This is a genomic window from Psychrobacter sp. Choline-02u-9, assembly GCF_002836505.1.
Classification (GTDB): Bacteria; Pseudomonadota; Gammaproteobacteria; order Pseudomonadales; family Moraxellaceae; genus Psychrobacter.
Map to the genome: position 1 here is coordinate 1 of NZ_PJBF01000064.1, position 19,620 is coordinate 19,620.

Here is a 19,620-nt window from a genome sequence, read left to right on the forward strand (position 1 = left end):
GGACATTTTAAAGAAATATAATATAGATCAAAACCGTCGGCCACAGCGTAAATATTATACGCATAGAAAAGCTTTAGCTAAATCATAGCCTGAAACGATTCATTGGCAGTAACGGTAAAGAAAAATGTTAGGTAAACAGATAACAGCAGGTGCAATATAGCTTAGCACAATCGCAAAGCAAATTTGGCACAGTAGACCTAGAAAAGAGATAGCGCAAGTAGATACAGAAAGCTATTCGTTGATATCGATAGATGGGATATCACTCAATAGCTTATATAAAAATTTAGCCAAACCTTTTCGAAGGTGTCATTGCTGTCATGTGGTTTACACATTTAATCTCTAAAAACGTCTTGGTAGTTATATAGGACACGATGATTCCTCCATAGGTTGTGGCCAATGTCAGGGCGACAATAGCAGGTTAATTGAAACGATTTATCGCTTATGAAAGATAAGCAATATAAATCAATGAGATAATAATAACGATTTAAAAATTAAAGTCAATAATTAATTTGGTTTGTATAGAAAATAATTTAATAAACGTGTGTTTAATTAATCACTTTGATTTAAAATCGTATCGGTAGTTTTTAAGCTATAAAACTATTTATCACTTCAGCCAATAGGGCAGCAGCGATAATTATAAATATTACCCCACATCCACGATTGAGCCAAGCTAAGCGATTACCAACATCGAGCCAGCTTGCCAGCTTTTTACCACCTAGCGTATATACGATTTGCCAAATCGTTTCGCTCAAAAACAAGCCAATGGTCAATAGGACATATTGTGGCCATAGTGGCGCACTAAAATTGATAAATTTAGGAAAAAAAGCAGCAAAGAACAAGATAGCTTTCGGATTAGATAATGACACCCAAACACCAGTACGAAACAAGGTCGTATTGCTCGGTGCTATTTTAGTAGCAGCACTAGAGAGCGAACGCGGCTGTGGTGTAGGCAATCCATCAGTGGCAGCATAGTCTGCTGCTACCTCTGCACTCAACTCTTTAGCATCGCTCATCAAGCTACCGTCGCCAGCATCGCGCCAAGAGCTGATACCCAAATAGATTAAATATGCCGCACCCACGGCTTTGATAATGGTCAGTAACCACGGTGACTGGCGACTGATTACATCCAATCCAAGCAGTGTCGATAGCAGTAATACAAACAAGCCAAGGCTCAGACCTGCTAGCGTCCATAAGGTTCGTTTGACGCCATAGTTCATGCCATACTGAAACGCTAGCAGCATATTAGGACCAGGGGTCGCTGAGATAAAAAACGTACTTGCGAAAAACACTGCAAACAGATGCCAAGACATCAACCCACCCCTACTTTGTCATGTGTAAATGGTTCTAATACAAACGGCTATACGACTTAAATATGCGACTAAAAAATAAACACCGCCATTAAGACGGTGTCACTTATACCTATATATCAAAAATTCTCGCAGAAATCATTAAAGAAACGACATGCCTTCTTCTGAATAATTACGATTACATGGACGGCTGAGTCGTACAGCTATCTAACAACTTCTTTAAAAACACATCACAGCGTTCAATTTCACTAAGCTCCACATACTCATCCGCTTTGTGCGCTTGCTCAATACTACCAGGGCCACAGATAATCGTTGGGATACCTGCATTGGTAAACTGACCGCCTTCAGTCGCATAAGCCACTTTATGACGCTCATCATCTCCTGTCAGCGCAGCGATTAGTGATTGCAACTCAGCGCTATCACTATCAGTCATGGCGGGGACGCTTTCTTCTTGCATCAGCTCAATGCCAGTCTCTGGCGCGCGCGCTTGCATTTGGGCATTTAGCTCAGCGACTTTGGCTTGAATTGGCGCTAGTATATCGTCTTGCGTCATGTGCGGCAGGTTACGATAGTCAAAAGTAAACTCGCATAGGTTGGGCACGATATTGGTCGCTGTGCCACCATGTATGGTCCCTACTGACAATGTCGAATATGGCACTGTAAATAATGCATCGTTATCATCACGAGCGCTCAGCTCTTCAGCAAGCGTATCTACATAGCCGACCAATCTGCTAGCGTAGCTAATAGCATTGACACCTTGTGCAATCAATGAAGAATGCGCCGACTTGCCATGTACACGGCAGCGATAAACTGCGATGCCTTTGTGTGCGACTACCATAGCCATGTTAGTTGGCTCACCGACGATACAATAATCAGGCGTGATACCACGTGCTTTTAGGTCTGCCAAAATCAATGGCGCGCCCAAACAACCAACCTCTTCATCGAACGACAATGCCAAATGCAACGGACGACGTAGCTGACCGCTATTCGATAACTGCACGGCTTGTGGCAATACCGTTAGTGCACAAGCGATAAAGCCCTTCATATCACATGCACCGCGTCCGTATAGCTTATCACCACGTATCGTCGCGGTAAACGGCTCTGAAGACCACGCTTGTCCATCAACTGGCACAACGTCGGTATGACCTGATAAGACCAGACCGTTATTGATAATATCAGCATTCTCGCCAGCCGGTACAGTCACAAACAAATTGGCTTTGGTTTTAGCCTCGTTAAAGGTCAAATCTACCGTCAAACCTAACTGCTCACAATAAGACTTTACATCGTTAATCAAAGCCAAATTAGAGTGACGACTAACCGTATCAAAGGCGATGAGACGTGTTAGCCAATCGAGGCTTTGAGTAGGATGTTCGACACTTTTCATCTGGACATCGCTGCTACTATCAACATTATCGCTATTACTGACATTGTCGCTATTACTACTATTATTTTGGATCATAAAATATCCTTACTACAATTTTCAGAACTATGATGTGTCAGAGCTGCCTTACGATGGATTGTTATGATTCATCACATCAACCACTGGCGGCATTGGTTTTGGTAACTTACCTTCTGCCTGTAGCTCTTTGGTTGTTTTGGCATCGATAGACAAACCCGCGATGAGCGCGATATCTTTGACAGCCTTACGTTTACGCGTGGCAAAGCTTACGGGTACCATGCGAGCAAACTCATAGATATAAAGATAAGACTCTTCCCCACCTTCAAAATCCTCATCATCTTCGAGACGAATTGCGCCAATCTTAGCCAAATCAGATAGCATCTCGTTTTCTTCACTGGTCAAACCACAATCAGTAATACCGAAACCGGTCATAAAACCGTTTGCCCACTGTTTCAACGCCATCACGCGCTCGTATAAATCATGTTCATCATCCGGGATGAGCGGCATGTACGCGTAGGCATCATCTTTGTCTTTTAGCTGAAAAACGATGTCTTCCGCTTCTTCTGTCAGCAAGGTCAATGCAAGCTCTGGTAATGGAGCAAAGCTGAGCTCTTCAAACACCTTAGCCCAAGTTGCTTCGTCGGGTGCATTACAAGCCGTCATAAGCCCTGTCATCATGCCATGCACTTCGCTGATAGACACGTCAGTCCAATCATCAAACGCAGTCAGCCAAGTATTCCAGCCAGAGATATTGTCATTCATAATAGATGTCCTAGTAATTGATTATTGCTCATAAAATAAAAATAGTCGCGATAAAATGTCATGGACAAATCATCGATAAATAAAAGTGAAAAGACAAAGCCTGATGCTTGTAATTACTTTGTTGATATAGATATTATGCGGTCACCTATGGCATTATTAAATACAGCGAACAAAATTCATTCACGCTTACTTGTTAAGGATAAAAACTGACTATGTATGATCAACTTAGAATATTAGAAAAAATGGTACTCGACATCAAAAAACAGTATCAGCTTGTCAGTGCTGAACTTAGCAGCTTAAAACAACACCCTGTTACTGATTCAAAAGAATTTGCCGCCCTAAAAACCAAATTAGATAACAGTCATAACGAACGTGACGGTGCCAAAAAACAACTGAACGATCTCGATAAACGCTATCAAAGTCTTGCAGAAGCGCACCATATGATCGGTGAAGAACAAGACAAACTGCAAAAACAGATCAGTCAATTACAACAACAAAACAGCGAGCTGCAACAACACAATAACGAGCTAAAGCAGCAGTATAGCGATATCAAACAACAAAACAGTGAGCTGCAAAAGAAGAACCAATTGGCAGCCGAGCGTACGCAAGTCGTATTACAGCGCCTAACTCGTATCGATCAAGCAGAAGGCTAACGTTTACTTGTAACAGATAGCAAAGACGTACTACTTATTAAACTGCCAAATGCTATTTGTAAAATCTGATATCACTCATTTCACTGACCAGACATTGTAGGATTTATCATGACCGATGACCAAAGCAAATCGATAGAAAAACAACCGAAAAATACTCAAGCGCCAAATGTGCCAGTAACAAGTGCGCCAGTACCACCGCAAAAAACAGTACCAGCAGCATCAAATATATCAAGCGCCATGGCACAATCTAATACCAAAACACCTAAAGCGCCAGAACCACAAATCAAAAAAGTCGATATTGCGATTGCTGGGGTTACTTATCCAATATTTTGTCCAGTACATGAGCAAGAAGAGCTACTGTCAGCGGTTTCGTATATCAACAACTATGCGCTCGATTTAAAAAGAGATGCGCCAAGCCTTAGCCAAGAAAGCATACTGGTACTGTGCTGCTTAAACCTATATGAAAAAATCCATGCCAATCAAAGAAGTGATGAAGATCGCTTGCAGAAAGACAAACAGTCTGAGGCATTGCTCAATAAAATTATGAAGGATGCTCATTCTATTCTGTAGATGCATCGTATTGTATTAAACATATAAGCGCCTAGTTAATAAAGTTAGGCGCTTTTTTATGGTCAATCATTTATTTATTTATGCATAAGGCGTGTAGGTCTTGCCTGCATGAAAGTCTGCCTGATGTTCATAATTGCAAAAGAACAATTCTTGGTTCGCTTCAACATTGCCATCGGTAACTGTGCTTGGTTTGGTTTCGAGTACGCCGCGATATTCAGCCAAGCTGTTGCCACAGAAATTACACTGACGCGGAGTGGTCACATCCCCTTCTTTTGGCATCATGCTTTTAGGTGCACGCGGGTACATAAACTTATAAAAAGCCCACATTGAAGCCCAAATAATAAGGATGACGATAATAACAGCAAACACGGCAGTGCTCCTTCGATTACGGGTAAACGTGAGAAATAATGAAATCTATTAAATAAGATTATTTAAGACGTTTTGATAGCATAAATTTTACCGTCAATAATAGCGATAATACAATGCCTTTACCGTTTAATTGCTGATTGCACTAATTGACTGGTTATATCTAACGGATAACTGTATGAGTAAACCAGTCAACTGCATAACAAAAAACCTGGCCATGATAAGCCAGGTTTTTTATCAAAAGTAACCGTCAATTTAAAACAATAATCAAGTTAAAGTAACTATCAGGTTTTAGCAGGGTTACAGCTGTAGCTCGCTAATATCAGCTACCGTCAAGAACAAGGCGCGAACCTGTTTTAGCAATGCCAAGCGATTGTTTTTAAGCGCAGCATCTTCACTGTTGACCATTACCTGATCAAAGAACTGGGTCAACGGCTCATCTAAGCTAGCCAGCGTTTGCAATACTTGCGTATAGTCCGCTTGCTCCAGCAATGGTTGTACCACTGTCTGCGCTTGCTGCACGTTCGCATATAAGTTTTGCTCAGCAGATTCAGACAGTAGTGCTTCATCGACTGTATCAGCTACGCTCACTTCTGACTTGGCCAATATATTAGCAACACGCTTATTTGAGTCAGCCAACATCGACGCTTGTGACAGCTCGCTAAATGCTTGCACTGCACGGATACGCTGATCAAAATCAAGCGGCATATGCGGGTTAATCGCTTGCACTGCTTGAATCGTATCGACGCTAACGCCCTGCTCTGTATACATCGCACGATAGCGCGAGTTTAAAAATGCCATGACTTGGGTAAAGGTATCACCCATTTTGGCAATCTTACTACCTTCAGCATCACTATAGCCTTTAATCGCTTGCTCAACGAGCGCAACCAGATTAATCGGCAACTGCTTTTCGATCAAAATACGCAAGATACCAATAGCAGAACGACGTAAGCTAAACGGATCCTTTGAACCTGTCGGTGCTTGATCAATCGCAAAAATCCCAACCAATGTATCCAAACGATCAGCCAATGCTAAGCAAATACCAATTGGTGTTTGTGGTAGCACATCGCCACTGAATTTCGGCAGATACTGCTCTTCTAAACTGGCAGCAACCGCTTCAGGCTCATCATTTAGACGCGCATAATACGTACCTGCGATACCTTGCAATTCAGGGTATTCGCCGACAAGCGAGCTGGCTAAATCTGCTTTAGATAAAATGCCCGCACGTACGGTTTCATCAACATTGATATCGTGGCCTTGCTGCTGCATCAACGTGGCAATGAACGCTGCCAGCTTGGCAATACGCTCAGACTTCTCCCAAATCGTACCCAGTTTGTCTTGGAACACGCGATTTTTCAGGCTTTCTGTGAGCGCAAACAACGGCTGCTTTTGATCTTGTAAAAAGAAAAACTCTGCATCAGCCAAACGTGGACGCACGACTTTTTCATTACCTTCAATGATTTGGTTCGGGTCTTTTGACTCAATATTGGTAATAAAGATAAAGTAAGGCTGTAGCTTGCCAGCCTTATCGGTTAAGCAAAAATACTTTTGATCCGCTTGCATGGTCGAGATAAGTGCTTCTTGCGGTACTTGTAAAAAGCGCGCTTCAAAGCTTGCTCGTAGCGCAATTGGGAAATCGACCAATGCAGTGACTTCGTCTAATAAGTCTTGCGGTACGATGGCATCAGAATTGACTTCATCTGCCAAAGCTTTGACTTGGTTTTTGATCAGCATTTGACGCTTATCAAAATCTGCTACTACTTTTAGACCGTCTAGCAATTGCTCATAATCATTGGCATGAGCAATGTTATGGTAGTCAGGGCTGTGGAAGCGATGACCACGCGTTTGCGTACCAGTCTGATGACCTTGGATAGTGGCATCGATGACAGTACCATCCTGCATCAATACTGCCCACTGCACTGGACGCACAAACTCGTTACGGCTAGCACCTGAGCGCATACGCTTAGCAATTGGCAAATTATCTAGCGCGGTTTGGAAAATAGCAGGCAGTAACTCAGTTGTCGCTTGACCACGGATAGTCTGCTCAAAACCGACATAGTCACCTTTATCGGTATTAATCGTTATAAGCTCGCTAGCTTCAATACCCAAACCTTTGGCAAAACCCATGGCCGCACGTGTTGGGTTACCCTCTGCATCGAACGCTGCTTTAATCGCTGGTCCGCGTTTTTGCTCAGTGCGATCAGGCTGCTTATCGCTAATACCTTGAATCTGAATGGCCAGACGGCGCGGAGCAGCAAAGGCTTTGATACTATCAAAGGTAATATCTGCTGCCGTCAATTGCTCAGTAACACTGGCTTGTAGTGCATCACGTAATGGTTTTAGGCTCTTTGGAGGTAGCTCTTCACACCCCAGTTCAAATAGAATAGTACTCATGGGATGCTCCTATTTATCGTTAGTAGATTGGTTAGTGTCAGTATTTTCTTTTGCCAAGCTGTCTTTTGACACGTCTTCTTTTGGCAAATACTTATCAAGCGCGGCTTGGCGATGCTCTTCATCAGCCAATGGGAAGCCCAATTTGGCACGAGCTTCGACATAACCAAAGGCAACCTTACGAGCAAGCGTACGCACACGTAGGATAAAACGCTGACGCTCAGTCACTGAAATAGCGCCGCGTGCATCAAGCAAGTTAAACGCATGAGATGCTTTTAATACCATCTCATAAGCTGGCAATGGCAATCCTGCATCGACCAATTTGTCTGCTTGTTGCTCGTAAAAATCAAACATCTCACCCATCATCGGCACATCAGCGTGCTCAAAGTTATACGTAGACTGCTCGACCTCGTTTTGATGAAAGACATCGCCATAGGTGACACGGCCAAACTCACCATCTGCCCAGACCAAATCATAAACGCTATCGACGCCCTGTACATACATGGCCAAGCGCTCAAGTCCGTAAGTGATTTCGCCAGTGACTGGGAAGCACTCGATACCACCGACTTGCTGGAAGTAGGTGAACTGCGTGACTTCCATACCGTTTAGCCAAATCTCCCAACCAAGTCCCCACGCACCAAGCGTTGGCGATTCCCAGTTGTCTTCTACAAAGCGCACATCATGCACCAATGGATCAATACCAATGGCTCGTAGTGAGTCCAAATACAGCTCTTGGATATTAGGTGGATTCGGCTTTAGCACGACTTGGAACTGATAATAATGCTGCAGGCGGTTCGGGTTATCACCATAGCGCCCGTCAGTAGGACGACGTGATGGCTGTACATAGGCCGCATTCCAGCGCTCAGGACCTAATGAGCGTAAAAACGTCGCGGTATGAAAAGTACCTGCACCGACCTCCATGTCGTAGGGCTGCAATACAACGCAGCCTTTATCGGCCCAATAATTTTGCAAAGTTAAGATTAAATCTTGAAAAGTCATCGGTTGAGAGTCTTTATCTTGGGTCATCGGGGTTATCGCTTGGGATGTCATAGTTTCGGTTTTCATAGTAAAGCCACTGTGAAATGAGTATTATTAAATAAATCTCTGATAGCGCACACGCGACCTATTCGGCAACGACTCTATCTGCCTGCTCACCTTACTAAAAATTGACTATTTTATCCATATTTACATCAACTAAATTTGCATAGTGAGCATAAAACCTCGGTTGTATAGCGTATTTGCAGGCAAATCATCATAGAATTCGCACTAATATAATGAATAAAAAAATACCCAAATGCGCTAGCATTCGGGCAGGAGGAAAATTGTATCTTGGGCATCCTGATTGATCAGGCTTTTTATTTTTTGGAGGTCTACTGTTTTTAGCAACTACGTCTAACTTAAACTCGACTCTTTAACTGGTTCAGAAAACCTAACTTTAAAAAAGCTAATTTTAAAAATAATTATCAGAATTCTATTATTGATAAGACTGATTGTTGGCTTTTGGCATAATTATCCATAGGATGATATAAATCAAAATGCCTGGTACTGCTGCGCTTAACGATGAGATAATGACAAATAATACTCTCACCCATGTTGGCGACCAACCAGCATATTCTGCAATGCCACCCATCACACCTGCTATCATGCGATTGTTTGGTGAGCGATGTAATTTTGCTAACTTAGTCAAATCAAATACCTCTCTATTTTCTATTCTTGTCTATTTTTTTATTCTATATTTCTAGTTATCTTAAGTGTTTAGCTAAAACATTATCTTGCTTTGCTAACTTACGAATCAGTATATCAATAATTCAGGATTTATCTGTTGAAGGTATAGCAGTACTTTGTGAGTTTATGCTACTCAAGCTTACCCTAATCTGTCATAGCATCTTGCAAGTCCCTGATTTTAAATAGTTATTTCAAAATGTTTCAGAACCATCTTTGTTGCTATAACCTTGCAATTTAGCTTTACATATCTTGTTATTTTTAATTTAATCAAAGAGATAAGCTCGCTTTATAACGCTAAAATTGAGTGAAACTTTTAATAGTCTGAATAATCTTTTAGCTAACCAACTTTGCTCAGTTAAAAAATCCTCAATTAAAAAACGTGCGATTCCGTGTACGTGCGATATACCCTATTTTTACAATAACCCACCTGCAAATCATCCAAAAGCTTTATACCATGCTGATAAGCAACTCATATTTCAGATATTCTATGATGAAAGCTAGGACAGTGCTCAACTATTAGATAAGAATACCTTTATGAAGAATAGTAGAAGTAAAGAACGTGGTTGGTATTACGATTCTTAATAGATTTCTGATTTGGATCTTGATAGATGTCTAGTTTGGATTATCTAACTTAGACAGCATTGACCGTATTTTTTGGAATAGACATAGAACACTGAGATTAAAATAAAAAATAATAAGGATAACTATGTACGACACTGGATTGATGATTGGACATTTCGAGCCCCTACATTTAGGGCAGATGCGCAGCATATTGGATGCAGCAGGACAAGCCAAAACCTTGCATATCGTCATTATGGCGCATCCATCGCCTCATCCAGATTTTACTATCACCTTACAAGACAAAGCGCGTTGGCTACAGATGGCCTGTGCCGACTTGCCATTTATTCATATCCATACTACTCATGAGATCGAGCTACCGCTGCACGAACATCTGTATAACACTAGCGATGATGTCAGTATCGATGTCGCTGCTAGTAATGCCAAATTACAACGTTTAATGGATGCATTATCACTATCAGCAGAGACTGTATTGTTTATAGCGAACAACCATCCGCTCACTCGCAATGACATACAAGAGCAGCTGCTTTTGCCAGTCGTTACTACGCCGCTACAGTCTGAGTTTGACTCTTATGCGATTGCGCGTGATCCCGTTGCCCATTGGTCAGCACTTCATCCGCAAGCACGCGCCGACTATACCAAGACTGTCGCTATCGTCGGCGGTGAAAGCTCAGGTAAGACAACGCTAGTCCATAAGCTTGCCAACTATTATGGTGCCAGCTTTGCCCTAGAGATGGGACGTCTGTATGTCGGTACAGATTTGGGTGGTAGCGAGGTTGGGCTGCAATATAGTGATTATGGTCCTATTTGTCTCGACCATGCTGAGGCAATCCGAGAAGCTAAAGCCAATGCAACTGCCCCTATCACCATCGTTGATACTGACTTTGTCACTACGCAAGCGTTTTGTGAAGAGTATGAGGGTCGCACGCATCCCTTTGTGGCTGCTTGTATTGATGAGTTTCGTTTAGACCACACCATCATGCTCGATAACAATACGCCATGGGTTGATGATGGTATGCGATCTTTGGGTACGCCTGAAGCGCGTGGACGCTTTGAGCAGCGCTTGATAGATATTTTTGCGCGTCACGATATTACACCGCATATGATTGATCAGCCTGACTATGATGCTCGCTATCAGCAAGCATTGTTATTGATTGATCAATATATCTATGGCAAAAAATCATAAACTGTACTGAGCATATTTATAATAATTTATTCACTAGCATATGTTATTCAACTAGCACACGTTATTTAACTAGCACATGGTAGTTAGCACTATATTGATATCAGTATTTACTTTAGGGGAAAAGCGATGCGTATTCAGCTATTGGACAACATCACCGGAAAATGGGCGATGCAATGGATTATCATTTGGTTTATTTGCGGTGTCATTGCCTTATCCGCAGGTTTTTGGCTCACGACAGACCATACCACGCTTGACTGGTTTTACTTAGCAGTCTCATTCATTGGTTTGGTTTGCGTGGTCTCGCTATCATTTCGCAAAAACGTCATGGGCAATGGCTTTGGTATGGGGGCAACGGCAGGCGAAGTCATCGTACAGGCAACGTCTGGCGCAGTAGGTTTGATGCTTGCTCCACTATTTAACTTTTTTACCCATGTTTACGGTATCTTTTATTGGTCGAAGCATACTGACCCTGATGGCGACATGATACCCAAATCAGCAAGTAAAGCTGTTTGGTTAATCACCGCTGCATTTATTATTATTGGTCTTGCCTTGTTTCCTACAGTAAATGACTTATTAGCAAGCTATGGTTATGCGGTCGTACAGGATGATAGTAGTCTGTTTTTGGGATTTATCTCTTTCTTTTGGATTAACGTCATTGCCTTTGTGCTTTCTATTACTGCTCAGGCAGCTATGATTCTGCGTTATTCATTTAACTGGTGGTTGTGGATTATCGTCAACTTTGTCTGGCTCATTGTGAATCTGATGTCTGGTAACTATATCTTTGCTATTCAAACTATGGTGTATCAAGTAAACGCCTTTATCGGCCTTTATGAATGGCATCGCAGCGAGCAAGGATAATGTGTTTCTTGTAGAAAAGAACCCTTGGGAGTTTGAATAAAATCTTGCTGATATAGTATCAATAGTACGCGTGAAATTGACTGTGCCGTCTATCAGATAACATGGTAGACAGGCGCAATTAATGCTACAACTGATGTGAACAATCATATTTATACTGAGATTAGTAGCGAGCTCATTAGCGAGTATGAGTTACTTAGCTTATTTACTAACAGGGAGGTTAGTATGTCCCGTCAACCCAAAATGTCCAAACGCACGCTTGAGCAGTGGCTCAGTGAGTATGCGGTCAGCCACCAAAACCTGATTAATAAGAAAATCCATTGGCTATGTGTGCCAACCATCTTTGTCAGCTTGTTAGGTATGGGCATGTCGCTATCCGTATGGTTTACCTTGGTACTAAGCGCATTGGTATTACTGTTTTATATGCGTTTATCTACGCCACTGTTTTTAGCGATGGGGATGTTTATTCTTATCTGTCTATCAGTGATGGCAGCGATGCCATGGGGCTTTAAAGCGTGGGCAGCGGTATTTGTCGTTGCATGGATTGGCCAGTTCATTGGTCATAAAATCGAAGGCAAAAAACCTTCTTTCTTTAAGGATTTACAGTTTTTATTAATCGGTCCAGCATGGGTGGCTAATAGTTTGATGCAGCGTAAATAGTTGTCAATCTCTGCGTAATTTGCTCAGGAACTTAGCTTAGCTGTAGGCTATTCGATAAAATCTACAATTCTCACCCTCAACAAAAGAATGTCGCCAATAAAAAAGCGCCACCCAGCAATTACTGAGTGGCGCTTTTTTTACATAAGCTTTTAGGACTATTGAGCTTTTGGGGCTATTAAAATTTTAGGGCTATATGGAATAGACTACCCTATCTTACGCACCAAACACTTTCATACGCTCTTCGACTGGCTTGAATGCTTTTTCGCCCGCTGGCTGCTCAATCGTTCCAAATACCAATTGTGCATTTAGTGTCCAGTCTTTATCGATATCCCAAGCGCTAGCTACTTTTTGATCGATTACTGGATTGTAGTGCTGTAAGTTTGCGCCAACATCGATACTGGCAAGTGCCGTCCAAATAACATACTGATGCATGGCGCTGGTTTGGCTTGCCCAAATTGGGAAATTATCAGCATATAAAGGCGCCGCTTCTTGCATGCCTCTGACGACTGCTTGATCTTCGAAAAATAGCACCGTACCAGCACCATTACGGAAACCATTGACACGCTCTTTGGTCGATTTAAACTTCTCTTCGTCACCAACGATTTCGCGTAATGTATCTTCGGTCATATCCCACAACTTACGATGATCATCGCCGAACAATACAACGATACGCGTTGATTGCGAGTTAAAAGACGATGGCGTGTGCAAAATAGCATGCTCAACTATTTTTACGATTTCGTCATTAGCTACTGGTAGCTGGTTGCTTAGCGCATAGATAGAACGACGTTTCTCTGCAAGCTGCTGTAATGTTGTTAAATCTGACATAGTGTTTCTCCACGTTGTTAGTAAAATAGTTATTAATAAGAGTAATTTTTAGCGTTAATATTTATTGGTATGAGTACTTTAATTGATAAAGCACTTTGCTATCCGATGACTACATAAATAGCGGTACTTCCATCACTAGCACACGGCTAGCTACTGTTGCGTCCATCGTAAAGCTCTGAGTATCCCAAATGCAAAGGCCGTCACGAATAGACAGGACTTGGCCATCTATCACGACTTCACCACTGATGACAAATACGTAGACACCGTTGTTAGAGTCATTTAACTGATAAGTTTGCGATATACCTTCGTCAAAACCACCCATGCTAAACCAAGCATCTTGATGAATCCAAACACCTGCATCATCGGCATTAGGTGACAGCACTTGGCTAAGCTCGTTAGGTCGCATTATATCGCCCATATGTACCTGCTGATAACGCGGTGCGACATCCATTTTGTTTGGTATCACCCAAATCTGCAAAAACCTCACAGCCTCTGCATCGTCACCATTCATTTCACTATGGGTAATGCCTGTACCCGCTGACATCACTTGAATCTCACCAGTTTCTATGACGCCCTCGTTGCCGATACTATCGCCATGAGCGAGCTTGCCGGATAGAAGAATACTGATAATCTCCATGTTACGGTGCGAGTGTTTGCCAAACCCTTGACCGCCAATGACAAAATCATCATTAATAACGCGTAAGGCACCAAACCCCACACGCTCAGGATTATGATAATTGGCAAAGCTAAAGGTATGTCTGCTTTTAAGCCAGCCATGATTGGCGTCGCCACGTGAGTCTGCTGCATGATAGATTGTTTTCATAATTCGTCCTTAGCTATCAACAGATTAATCCTCTATATACTTATTATCGATTAATCTATTTAAACAATGGGCTTATTATAATTATTAATTCTACATAGATAAACAACGCTAAATGCAATTAACTATTCTGTTTTGTAGAACAATCGGAGCAGTTCTAACGTAACATAGATTTTTTACATATATTAGCATAGCTAACTGTATATAAATTACTTTAAATTATGCTTATATAAAAAACTGTCTGCTGTTGAAATTTCCTGTGAAAATGTACATGACGCTCTTTATTTGAAACTACCCCTTTATGATTGTTCTTCGTAAACGTATAAGAGGTAACTCAGCCACTTATTGTTTATCGCTTACTGTCTATTGAGTAAACACCCGCACCATGAGCAAAAATCATCAAAAACCCACCTGCGATCGAAATATTTTTCATAAATGAGATCATCTGTGATTCGTCAGTCCAGAACTGATGAAAAATAATAGCTGACACGATGCTAAACCCAGCAAACAAGAAAGCGATTGGGCGAGCTTTATAACCTAGCAAGACAGCAATACCACCTAGTACCTCAAACGCGATTACCAATGGTAATAACATACCAGGCACACCTACTGATTCCATATAGCCTTGAGTAGTCGCATAATCTGTGATTTTACCAATGCCTGCAAAGATGAAAATGACTGATAATAATAGACGACCGAGCGGTGCGCCCAATTGCTGTAACTTGTCCATAATAATGCTCCAAAAGTGTGTTTAATCATGTCTCTAAGTAGAGAATAGCGCGATTATAGGCGTTGACTAGCATGGGATAAACAGCAATAATCACAAGTATAAGTTCTTGGTGTAAGAACAATCATGAGGCATCGATAATGGGTCAATTAGAAGACATGGCGATGTTTGTACGCATTGTTGAGGCAGGTAGTATTACCAAGGCTGCTGAGCAGTTAAATATTGCAAAATCAGCCGTCAGTCGCCGACTTAAAGAATTGGAAGAGCGTTTAGGCAGTCAACTAATCAGCCGTACTACCCGCCAATCTAAATTGACGCAAGCTGGTGAGCAATATTATCAGCAAGTGAATAATATCTTGCGTGCGGTTGACGCTGTCAATGAGCATGCTACTGACGCTCCTATGCGTATTGAAGGTACGCTAAAAATGACAGCGCCGTTGTCCTTTGGACTCATGCATCTAAACGATGTGATTGATAAATACGCCAATAAACATCCCAATCTGAGATTCGATCTGGATTTTTCTGACCGACGTATCGATTTGATTGAAGAAGGTTATGAGTTGGCTATTCGAATCGGCGAGCTACAAGATTCTAGCTATCAAGCAAAAAAATTGGCATTGATTCGTTGTGTGATTTGCGCCAGTCCCGATTATTTGGCAAGAATGGGCATGCCTGAGACGCTAGACGATTTAGACAACCATGCGCTTTTGCAATACAGTCTCGGTCAAACCAATAGTATAAACTTGGTGGATACTGAAGGCAGAAGTCATCATCGTACGATAGATGCCAAAATCAAAGCCACCAATGGTGAGTTCTTAGTAGATTTGGCAGTCAAAGGACATGGCATTACCTTTGTGCCGACTTTTATTGCTTATAAACAACTGGCGCTGGGCGAGCTGGTACCTGTCTTCCAACACTATCAATTGCCAACCCTAACCGCTTATGCTGTTTATCCAAAGAATCGTTTTTTGTCGCAGCGTTGTCGTTACTTGATTGATTTTATTGCCGAGCAATTCGGTGATAATCCGTACTGGGATCAGTATTAATCAACACTCTTATTATCCTTAACGATATCAATTGCTATTGATTTTGGGGCGCCGTCCCCTCTTTAACCCGACTAATCGTCAGCCCCGTAAACCCGAATAGCAGCGTCAGCAGCAGTGACAAATAACAGAAGAATGCATAAGGTAAATAGTCTAATACCGGCACCCCTAGCGCCTGACTGATAAATACCCCGCACACACTCCAAGGCACCAATGGATTAATCACCGTTCCTGCATCCTCAATCGTCCGAGATAAATTCTTAGGATGCAAGTGTAAGCGCTCAAACGTCGACCGAAAGGCCGTACCCGACAGTAGAATACTCAAATACTGCTCACCAATCAGCACGTTAATGCTCAATGCAGACATCGCGGCTGCAAAGATAGCTCGTCCTGAAGTCGTCAATGTGTCCTTAATACCAGATAGCAGTGCTGGCAGAATACCTAGTGCCGTTAATAGACCACCTAAGCTTAGGGCTAGTATCACAATCGCCTGAGTAAAGAACATACTCTGTACACCACCACGTGACAGCATACCACCTACTTCCCCTAGCTCTAATGACTCAGCAGGGGCATAGCCTGCAAACAAGTAACCACCCAATTGACCAAAGCTTGGTGAACTGTGCACATAAGTAATGATCAGTGCCGCGGCAATAGTACAGATAATCGTATAAATCGCATTGACCCGAAACAGTGCCAATCCGACCAATACCACAAAAGGCAGTACTGAATACCCATGTACCAAACCACTGTCTATCAGCTGACCTTGCAATATGGTTACTTGACTCAGATCAGCACTAGTTGTCTGTCCTGAGAACATCCAAAACAAGATAACCGTCAGTATCCATGCAGGTACTGTCGTATACATCATATTGCGAATATGCTCAAACAGATCAATACCGACAACAGAGGATGCAATCGTACAAGTATCAGACAAAGGCGACATCTTATCGCCAAAGAACGCGCCTGATACTACTGCCCCTGCCGCTATCGCAACATTGGCATCAAACGCATTACTCATACCAATAAACGCTACGCCAAGCGTTGCTGCAGTCGTCAAACTACTACCCAAAGCAATACCAATAATAGAGGTTAAGATAAAGGCAGAAATGTAATAGTACTCAGGTGAGATCAGCTGAAAGCCTACATACATAAGCGTTGGAATCGCACCCGACATCATCAAAGCCGCCACCATCAGTCCAATAAAGAAGAACAAATAGATGGCACCAATACCACGCATGACACCTGAGGCCATTTGCGCTTGCATGTCATCAAAGCTGAGCCCTTTATACATACCGATAGCCAGTAGCACACAGATAGCCAAGATAAGAGACAGATGAGGCACCCAGCCAAAGCCGATCATGGTGATACCCATGATACCGATGACGATGGCGGATATGATAAAGGCGAGCTTGGCACTGATTAATGTGAGGGGTTTTGGTGGCATTGGATGCCCTTATGTTGCCGAGAAGTTTAATTCGTTCAGGTATTCTGGTGTGCGCATCTATTCTTAAATACTAAATGTTGATAACTTCTGTCCTATTTATAGTTAGCTCTAGTTTTTGCTTTCTATGTTTTCACTATTTGCTGACTTAGGACAGATTTTACACATAAAAAAAAGCCTCACTGTGAAGTGAGGCTTTTTGCGCTTTTTCAAGCCATATTTGGAGCGGGAAAAGAGATTCGAACTCTCGACCCCAACCTTGGCAAGGTTATGCTCTACCACTGAGCTATTCCCGCTTAGTATCAATCCGTAGCGTTGTTAACAACTACTCCGTCTCGATAGGCTGGCTATTTTAGCAAATATTCTGCGGGTGTCAATACCTTTTTTAGAATTTATTTCTAATATTTTTAGCTAAATGCCTTTTTTATCGGATAAACAAACATAAGCAATTGATTTAAAAACAGGAATTAATTTTAGCTAAATGAAAAATATTTCACATTAATTATAGAAATTTAAGTCTGAGCTTTACTTCCCTTAGCTTTATAACGGTCATAAGACAATCGATAAAGGAAAAACTCACTATTTTCACTCTAATAAAAAGATATCGCACTTACAATCATACGCTTTATTGTTACTTTTCCTATCTTGGTTTTAGGTGGTTAACATTATTATACTTATGTCCAATGGCAGTTAAGGTAAACTTTTACTGTTTAAGCGGATGAATGAGCACTACTAAAAGATTAATAAACACGACTCCAACATCTGCTGCACTATTTTTTAACTTGTTTGACTTTATGTTTTTCCATCTTATAGAGAGGATATTTTTATGAAGAAGTTATTAACCACGACAGTGATGGCCGCTTCATTGTCAGCACTGACTTTAACTGGTTGTACCAGCACTACCAATTCTGGCGCAGTTGGTGTTGATCGTCAGCAGCTGCTATTAGTGTCTAGTGAGCAAGTATTGGCACTATCTGCTCAAAGCTATGCCAAAACAATACAAGACGCAAAATCAAAAGGTGTGCTAGATACGAATACCGCTCAGCTAAACCGCTTGAAAAATATTGCGAATCGCTTAGTTGGTCAAGTTGGCGTCTACCGCGCAGATGCAGCCAAGTGGCAATGGGAAGTACACACCATCAAGTCTAATGATCTAAATGCATTTGTGGTGCCGGGTGGTAAGATTATGTTTTATTCAGGCATCATCGATCGTCTGAACCTCACTGATGATGAGATTGCTGCCATCATGGGTCATGAAATATCTCATGCATTACGTGAGCATTCACGTGAGCGTCTATCACGCGAGTATGCAACCCAAACTGGTATCGGTCTGGCTGCCAGTATATTTGGCCTATCACAAGGACAGGCTGAGTTAGCAGGGACTGCTGGTAATTTAGGCTTGAGCCTACCCCACAGTCGCACTCAGGAAAGCGAAGCCGATCAGATCGGTCTTGAGCTGATGGCACGTGCAGGTTATAACCCTCAGGCGGCTGTTACACTGTGGCAAAAAATGCAAAAAGCCAGCCAAGGTGAGCCACCACAATTCCTCAGCACTCACCCAACGAGCAGCAGCCGTATCGCAGAGTTACAGTCATTGATGCCAAAAGTTACGCCTCTATATCAACAGTCGCGTCGCTAATAAGTAGAGAATTAGCTACCTTTATGCTTTAGCAGCGCTTGTTTAGATATCATAGAAGCAAAGTACAGCCAAAGCGTTGTGCTTTGCTTTTTTAGTTATAGCCAGACATTGCAGGTTTTATAATTGACAAGCATTGTAGTTGATAAGCACTGTAATCAGCAGTGTTTGCAATTAGGCGATTTGGCAATCGCACGCTATCCCGCCTACCCTGTCTGTTATAATACCGATAAATATTATTTGCAGATTGCCCAATCAAATTGCACAAAATACATTGAAGGATTGTTATGAGTACCACACCTACTGCCGACGCACTTCATGCCGAATTACAAGCGCTTGTGCCGCAGCATATTGAACTGATTAATGAGTCAATATCGCATGCCGGTTATTTTGAAGGTAAAGAAAGCCACTTTAAGCTCACTATCGTTAGTGATGCATTTGAAGGCAAACGACTGGTCGGGCGTCATCAGCTTATATATGGCCTAGTCACGCCTTTGCTCACTTCACAAGGCGGTCAAGTACATGCCCTCGCTATCCATGCCTATACTCCGACAGAATGGCAAGGTCAAAGCCCTGCGAGTCCATTATGTGCTGGTCAAAACAAATAGCCGATTATGTTTGAATCGCAACTACATATTTTAAATTAGCCTATATACTGCAGTTTTAGAGGGAGCA

The 19,620-nt window shown here is 42.1% G+C and carries 19 protein-coding genes and 1 tRNA gene; 8 read left to right on the plus strand and 12 right to left on the minus strand.

The window, feature by feature from the left end:
- Positions 1-584: 584 nt before the first annotated feature.
- From CXF69_RS13290 to CXF69_RS13300, 3 genes are all read right to left on the minus strand, one after another.
- Positions 585-1,310: a LysE family translocator gene (locus CXF69_RS13290; RefSeq protein ID WP_101205755.1), complete on the minus strand. Its 726-nt coding sequence runs from the start codon at positions 1,308-1,310 to the stop codon at positions 585-587.
- Positions 1,311-1,485: 175 nt separating this feature from the next.
- Positions 1,486-2,691 carry an acetylornithine deacetylase gene (gene argE, locus CXF69_RS13295; protein WP_101205829.1) on the minus strand — a complete coding sequence of 402 codons (1,206 nt, stop codon included), beginning with the start codon at positions 2,689-2,691 and terminating at the stop codon, positions 1,486-1,488.
- 123 nt (positions 2,692-2,814) lie between these two features.
- Positions 2,815-3,468: a UPF0149 family protein gene (locus CXF69_RS13300; RefSeq protein WP_101205754.1), complete on the minus strand. Its 654-nt coding sequence runs from the start codon at positions 3,466-3,468 to the stop codon at positions 2,815-2,817.
- A gap of 212 nt (positions 3,469-3,680) precedes the next feature.
- On the opposite strand from CXF69_RS13300, the gene CXF69_RS13305 reads away from it, so the two are divergent.
- On the plus strand, positions 3,681-4,121 hold the full coding sequence (locus CXF69_RS13305; protein ID WP_057761479.1) for a hypothetical protein: 441 nt from the start codon (positions 3,681-3,683) through the stop codon (positions 4,119-4,121).
- A 108-nt stretch (positions 4,122-4,229) separates the two neighbouring features.
- Positions 4,230-4,691: a cell division protein ZapA gene (locus tag CXF69_RS13310; RefSeq protein WP_101205753.1), complete on the plus strand. Its 462-nt coding sequence runs from the start codon at positions 4,230-4,232 to the stop codon at positions 4,689-4,691.
- 78 nt (positions 4,692-4,769) lie between these two features.
- Here the strand turns inward: CXF69_RS13310 and CXF69_RS13315 are convergent, their stop codons facing one another.
- From CXF69_RS13315 to CXF69_RS13330, 4 genes are all read right to left on the minus strand, one after another.
- Positions 4,770-5,060, minus strand: coding sequence for a hypothetical protein (locus CXF69_RS13315; protein WP_227522949.1), 291 nt, complete (start codon positions 5,058-5,060; stop codon positions 4,770-4,772).
- Positions 5,061-5,357: 297 nt separating this feature from the next.
- Entirely contained in the window at positions 5,358-7,451 is a 2,094-nt protein-coding gene (gene glyS / locus CXF69_RS13320; protein ID WP_101205752.1) for a glycine--tRNA ligase subunit beta, read from the minus strand.
- A 9-nt stretch (positions 7,452-7,460) separates the two neighbouring features.
- Complete coding sequence (gene glyQ / locus CXF69_RS13325; protein ID WP_180952677.1) at positions 7,461-8,447, minus strand: glycine--tRNA ligase subunit alpha; 987 nt, start codon at positions 8,445-8,447, stop codon at positions 7,461-7,463.
- Positions 8,448-8,922: 475 nt separating this feature from the next.
- Complete coding sequence (locus CXF69_RS13330; protein WP_101205751.1) at positions 8,923-9,135, minus strand: PspC domain-containing protein; 213 nt, start codon at positions 9,133-9,135, stop codon at positions 8,923-8,925.
- Positions 9,136-9,879: 744 nt separating this feature from the next.
- Here CXF69_RS13330 and nadR point away from each other — a divergent pair.
- From nadR to CXF69_RS13345, 3 genes are all read left to right on the plus strand, one after another.
- Positions 9,880-10,938, plus strand: a complete 1,059-nt coding sequence (gene nadR, locus CXF69_RS13335; RefSeq protein ID WP_101205750.1) for a multifunctional transcriptional regulator/nicotinamide-nucleotide adenylyltransferase/ribosylnicotinamide kinase NadR — start codon at positions 9,880-9,882, stop codon at positions 10,936-10,938.
- A 126-nt stretch (positions 10,939-11,064) separates the two neighbouring features.
- Positions 11,065-11,796 carry a nicotinamide riboside transporter PnuC gene (gene pnuC, locus CXF69_RS13340; protein ID WP_101205749.1) on the plus strand — a complete coding sequence of 244 codons (732 nt, stop codon included), beginning with the start codon at positions 11,065-11,067 and terminating at the stop codon, positions 11,794-11,796.
- A gap of 222 nt (positions 11,797-12,018) precedes the next feature.
- Entirely contained in the window at positions 12,019-12,453 is a 435-nt protein-coding gene (locus tag CXF69_RS13345) for an Mpo1 family 2-hydroxy fatty acid dioxygenase (RefSeq protein ID WP_101205748.1), read from the plus strand.
- 213 nt (positions 12,454-12,666) lie between these two features.
- Here CXF69_RS13345 and CXF69_RS13350 read toward each other — a convergent pair whose 3' ends face one another.
- The 3 genes from CXF69_RS13350 to CXF69_RS13360 all read right to left on the minus strand — a co-directional run bounded on the left by CXF69_RS13350 (position 12,667) and on the right by CXF69_RS13360 (position 14,828).
- Positions 12,667-13,278, minus strand: a complete 612-nt coding sequence (locus CXF69_RS13350) for a nitroreductase family protein (protein ID WP_057761493.1) — start codon at positions 13,276-13,278, stop codon at positions 12,667-12,669.
- A 109-nt stretch (positions 13,279-13,387) separates the two neighbouring features.
- Positions 13,388-14,101: a pirin family protein gene (locus CXF69_RS13355; protein WP_101205747.1), complete on the minus strand. Its 714-nt coding sequence runs from the start codon at positions 14,099-14,101 to the stop codon at positions 13,388-13,390.
- A 346-nt stretch (positions 14,102-14,447) separates the two neighbouring features.
- Positions 14,448-14,828 carry a DoxX family protein gene (locus tag CXF69_RS13360; protein ID WP_101205746.1) on the minus strand — a complete coding sequence of 127 codons (381 nt, stop codon included), beginning with the start codon at positions 14,826-14,828 and terminating at the stop codon, positions 14,448-14,450.
- Between the two features lie 137 nt (positions 14,829-14,965).
- Here CXF69_RS13360 and CXF69_RS13365 point away from each other — a divergent pair, with 137 nt between their 5' ends.
- Positions 14,966-15,871, plus strand: coding sequence for a LysR family transcriptional regulator (locus tag CXF69_RS13365; RefSeq protein ID WP_101205745.1), 906 nt, complete (start codon positions 14,966-14,968; stop codon positions 15,869-15,871).
- Positions 15,872-15,905: 34 nt separating this feature from the next.
- Here the strand turns inward: CXF69_RS13365 and CXF69_RS13370 are convergent, their stop codons facing one another.
- On the minus strand, positions 15,906-17,312 hold the full coding sequence (locus tag CXF69_RS13370; protein ID WP_101205744.1) for a Na+/H+ antiporter NhaC family protein: 1,407 nt from the start codon (positions 17,310-17,312) through the stop codon (positions 15,906-15,908).
- 218 nt (positions 17,313-17,530) lie between these two features.
- Positions 17,531-17,605, minus strand: a tRNA-Gly gene (locus tag CXF69_RS13375).
- 530 nt (positions 17,606-18,135) lie between these two features.
- Between CXF69_RS13375 and CXF69_RS13380 the strand changes: the two genes are divergently transcribed.
- Positions 18,136-18,948, plus strand: coding sequence for a M48 family metallopeptidase (locus tag CXF69_RS13380; protein ID WP_057761502.1), 813 nt, complete (start codon positions 18,136-18,138; stop codon positions 18,946-18,948).
- Between the two features lie 284 nt (positions 18,949-19,232).
- Positions 19,233-19,553: a BolA family protein gene (locus CXF69_RS13385; RefSeq protein WP_101205743.1), complete on the plus strand. Its 321-nt coding sequence runs from the start codon at positions 19,233-19,235 to the stop codon at positions 19,551-19,553.
- Positions 19,554-19,620 lie beyond the last annotated feature (67 nt).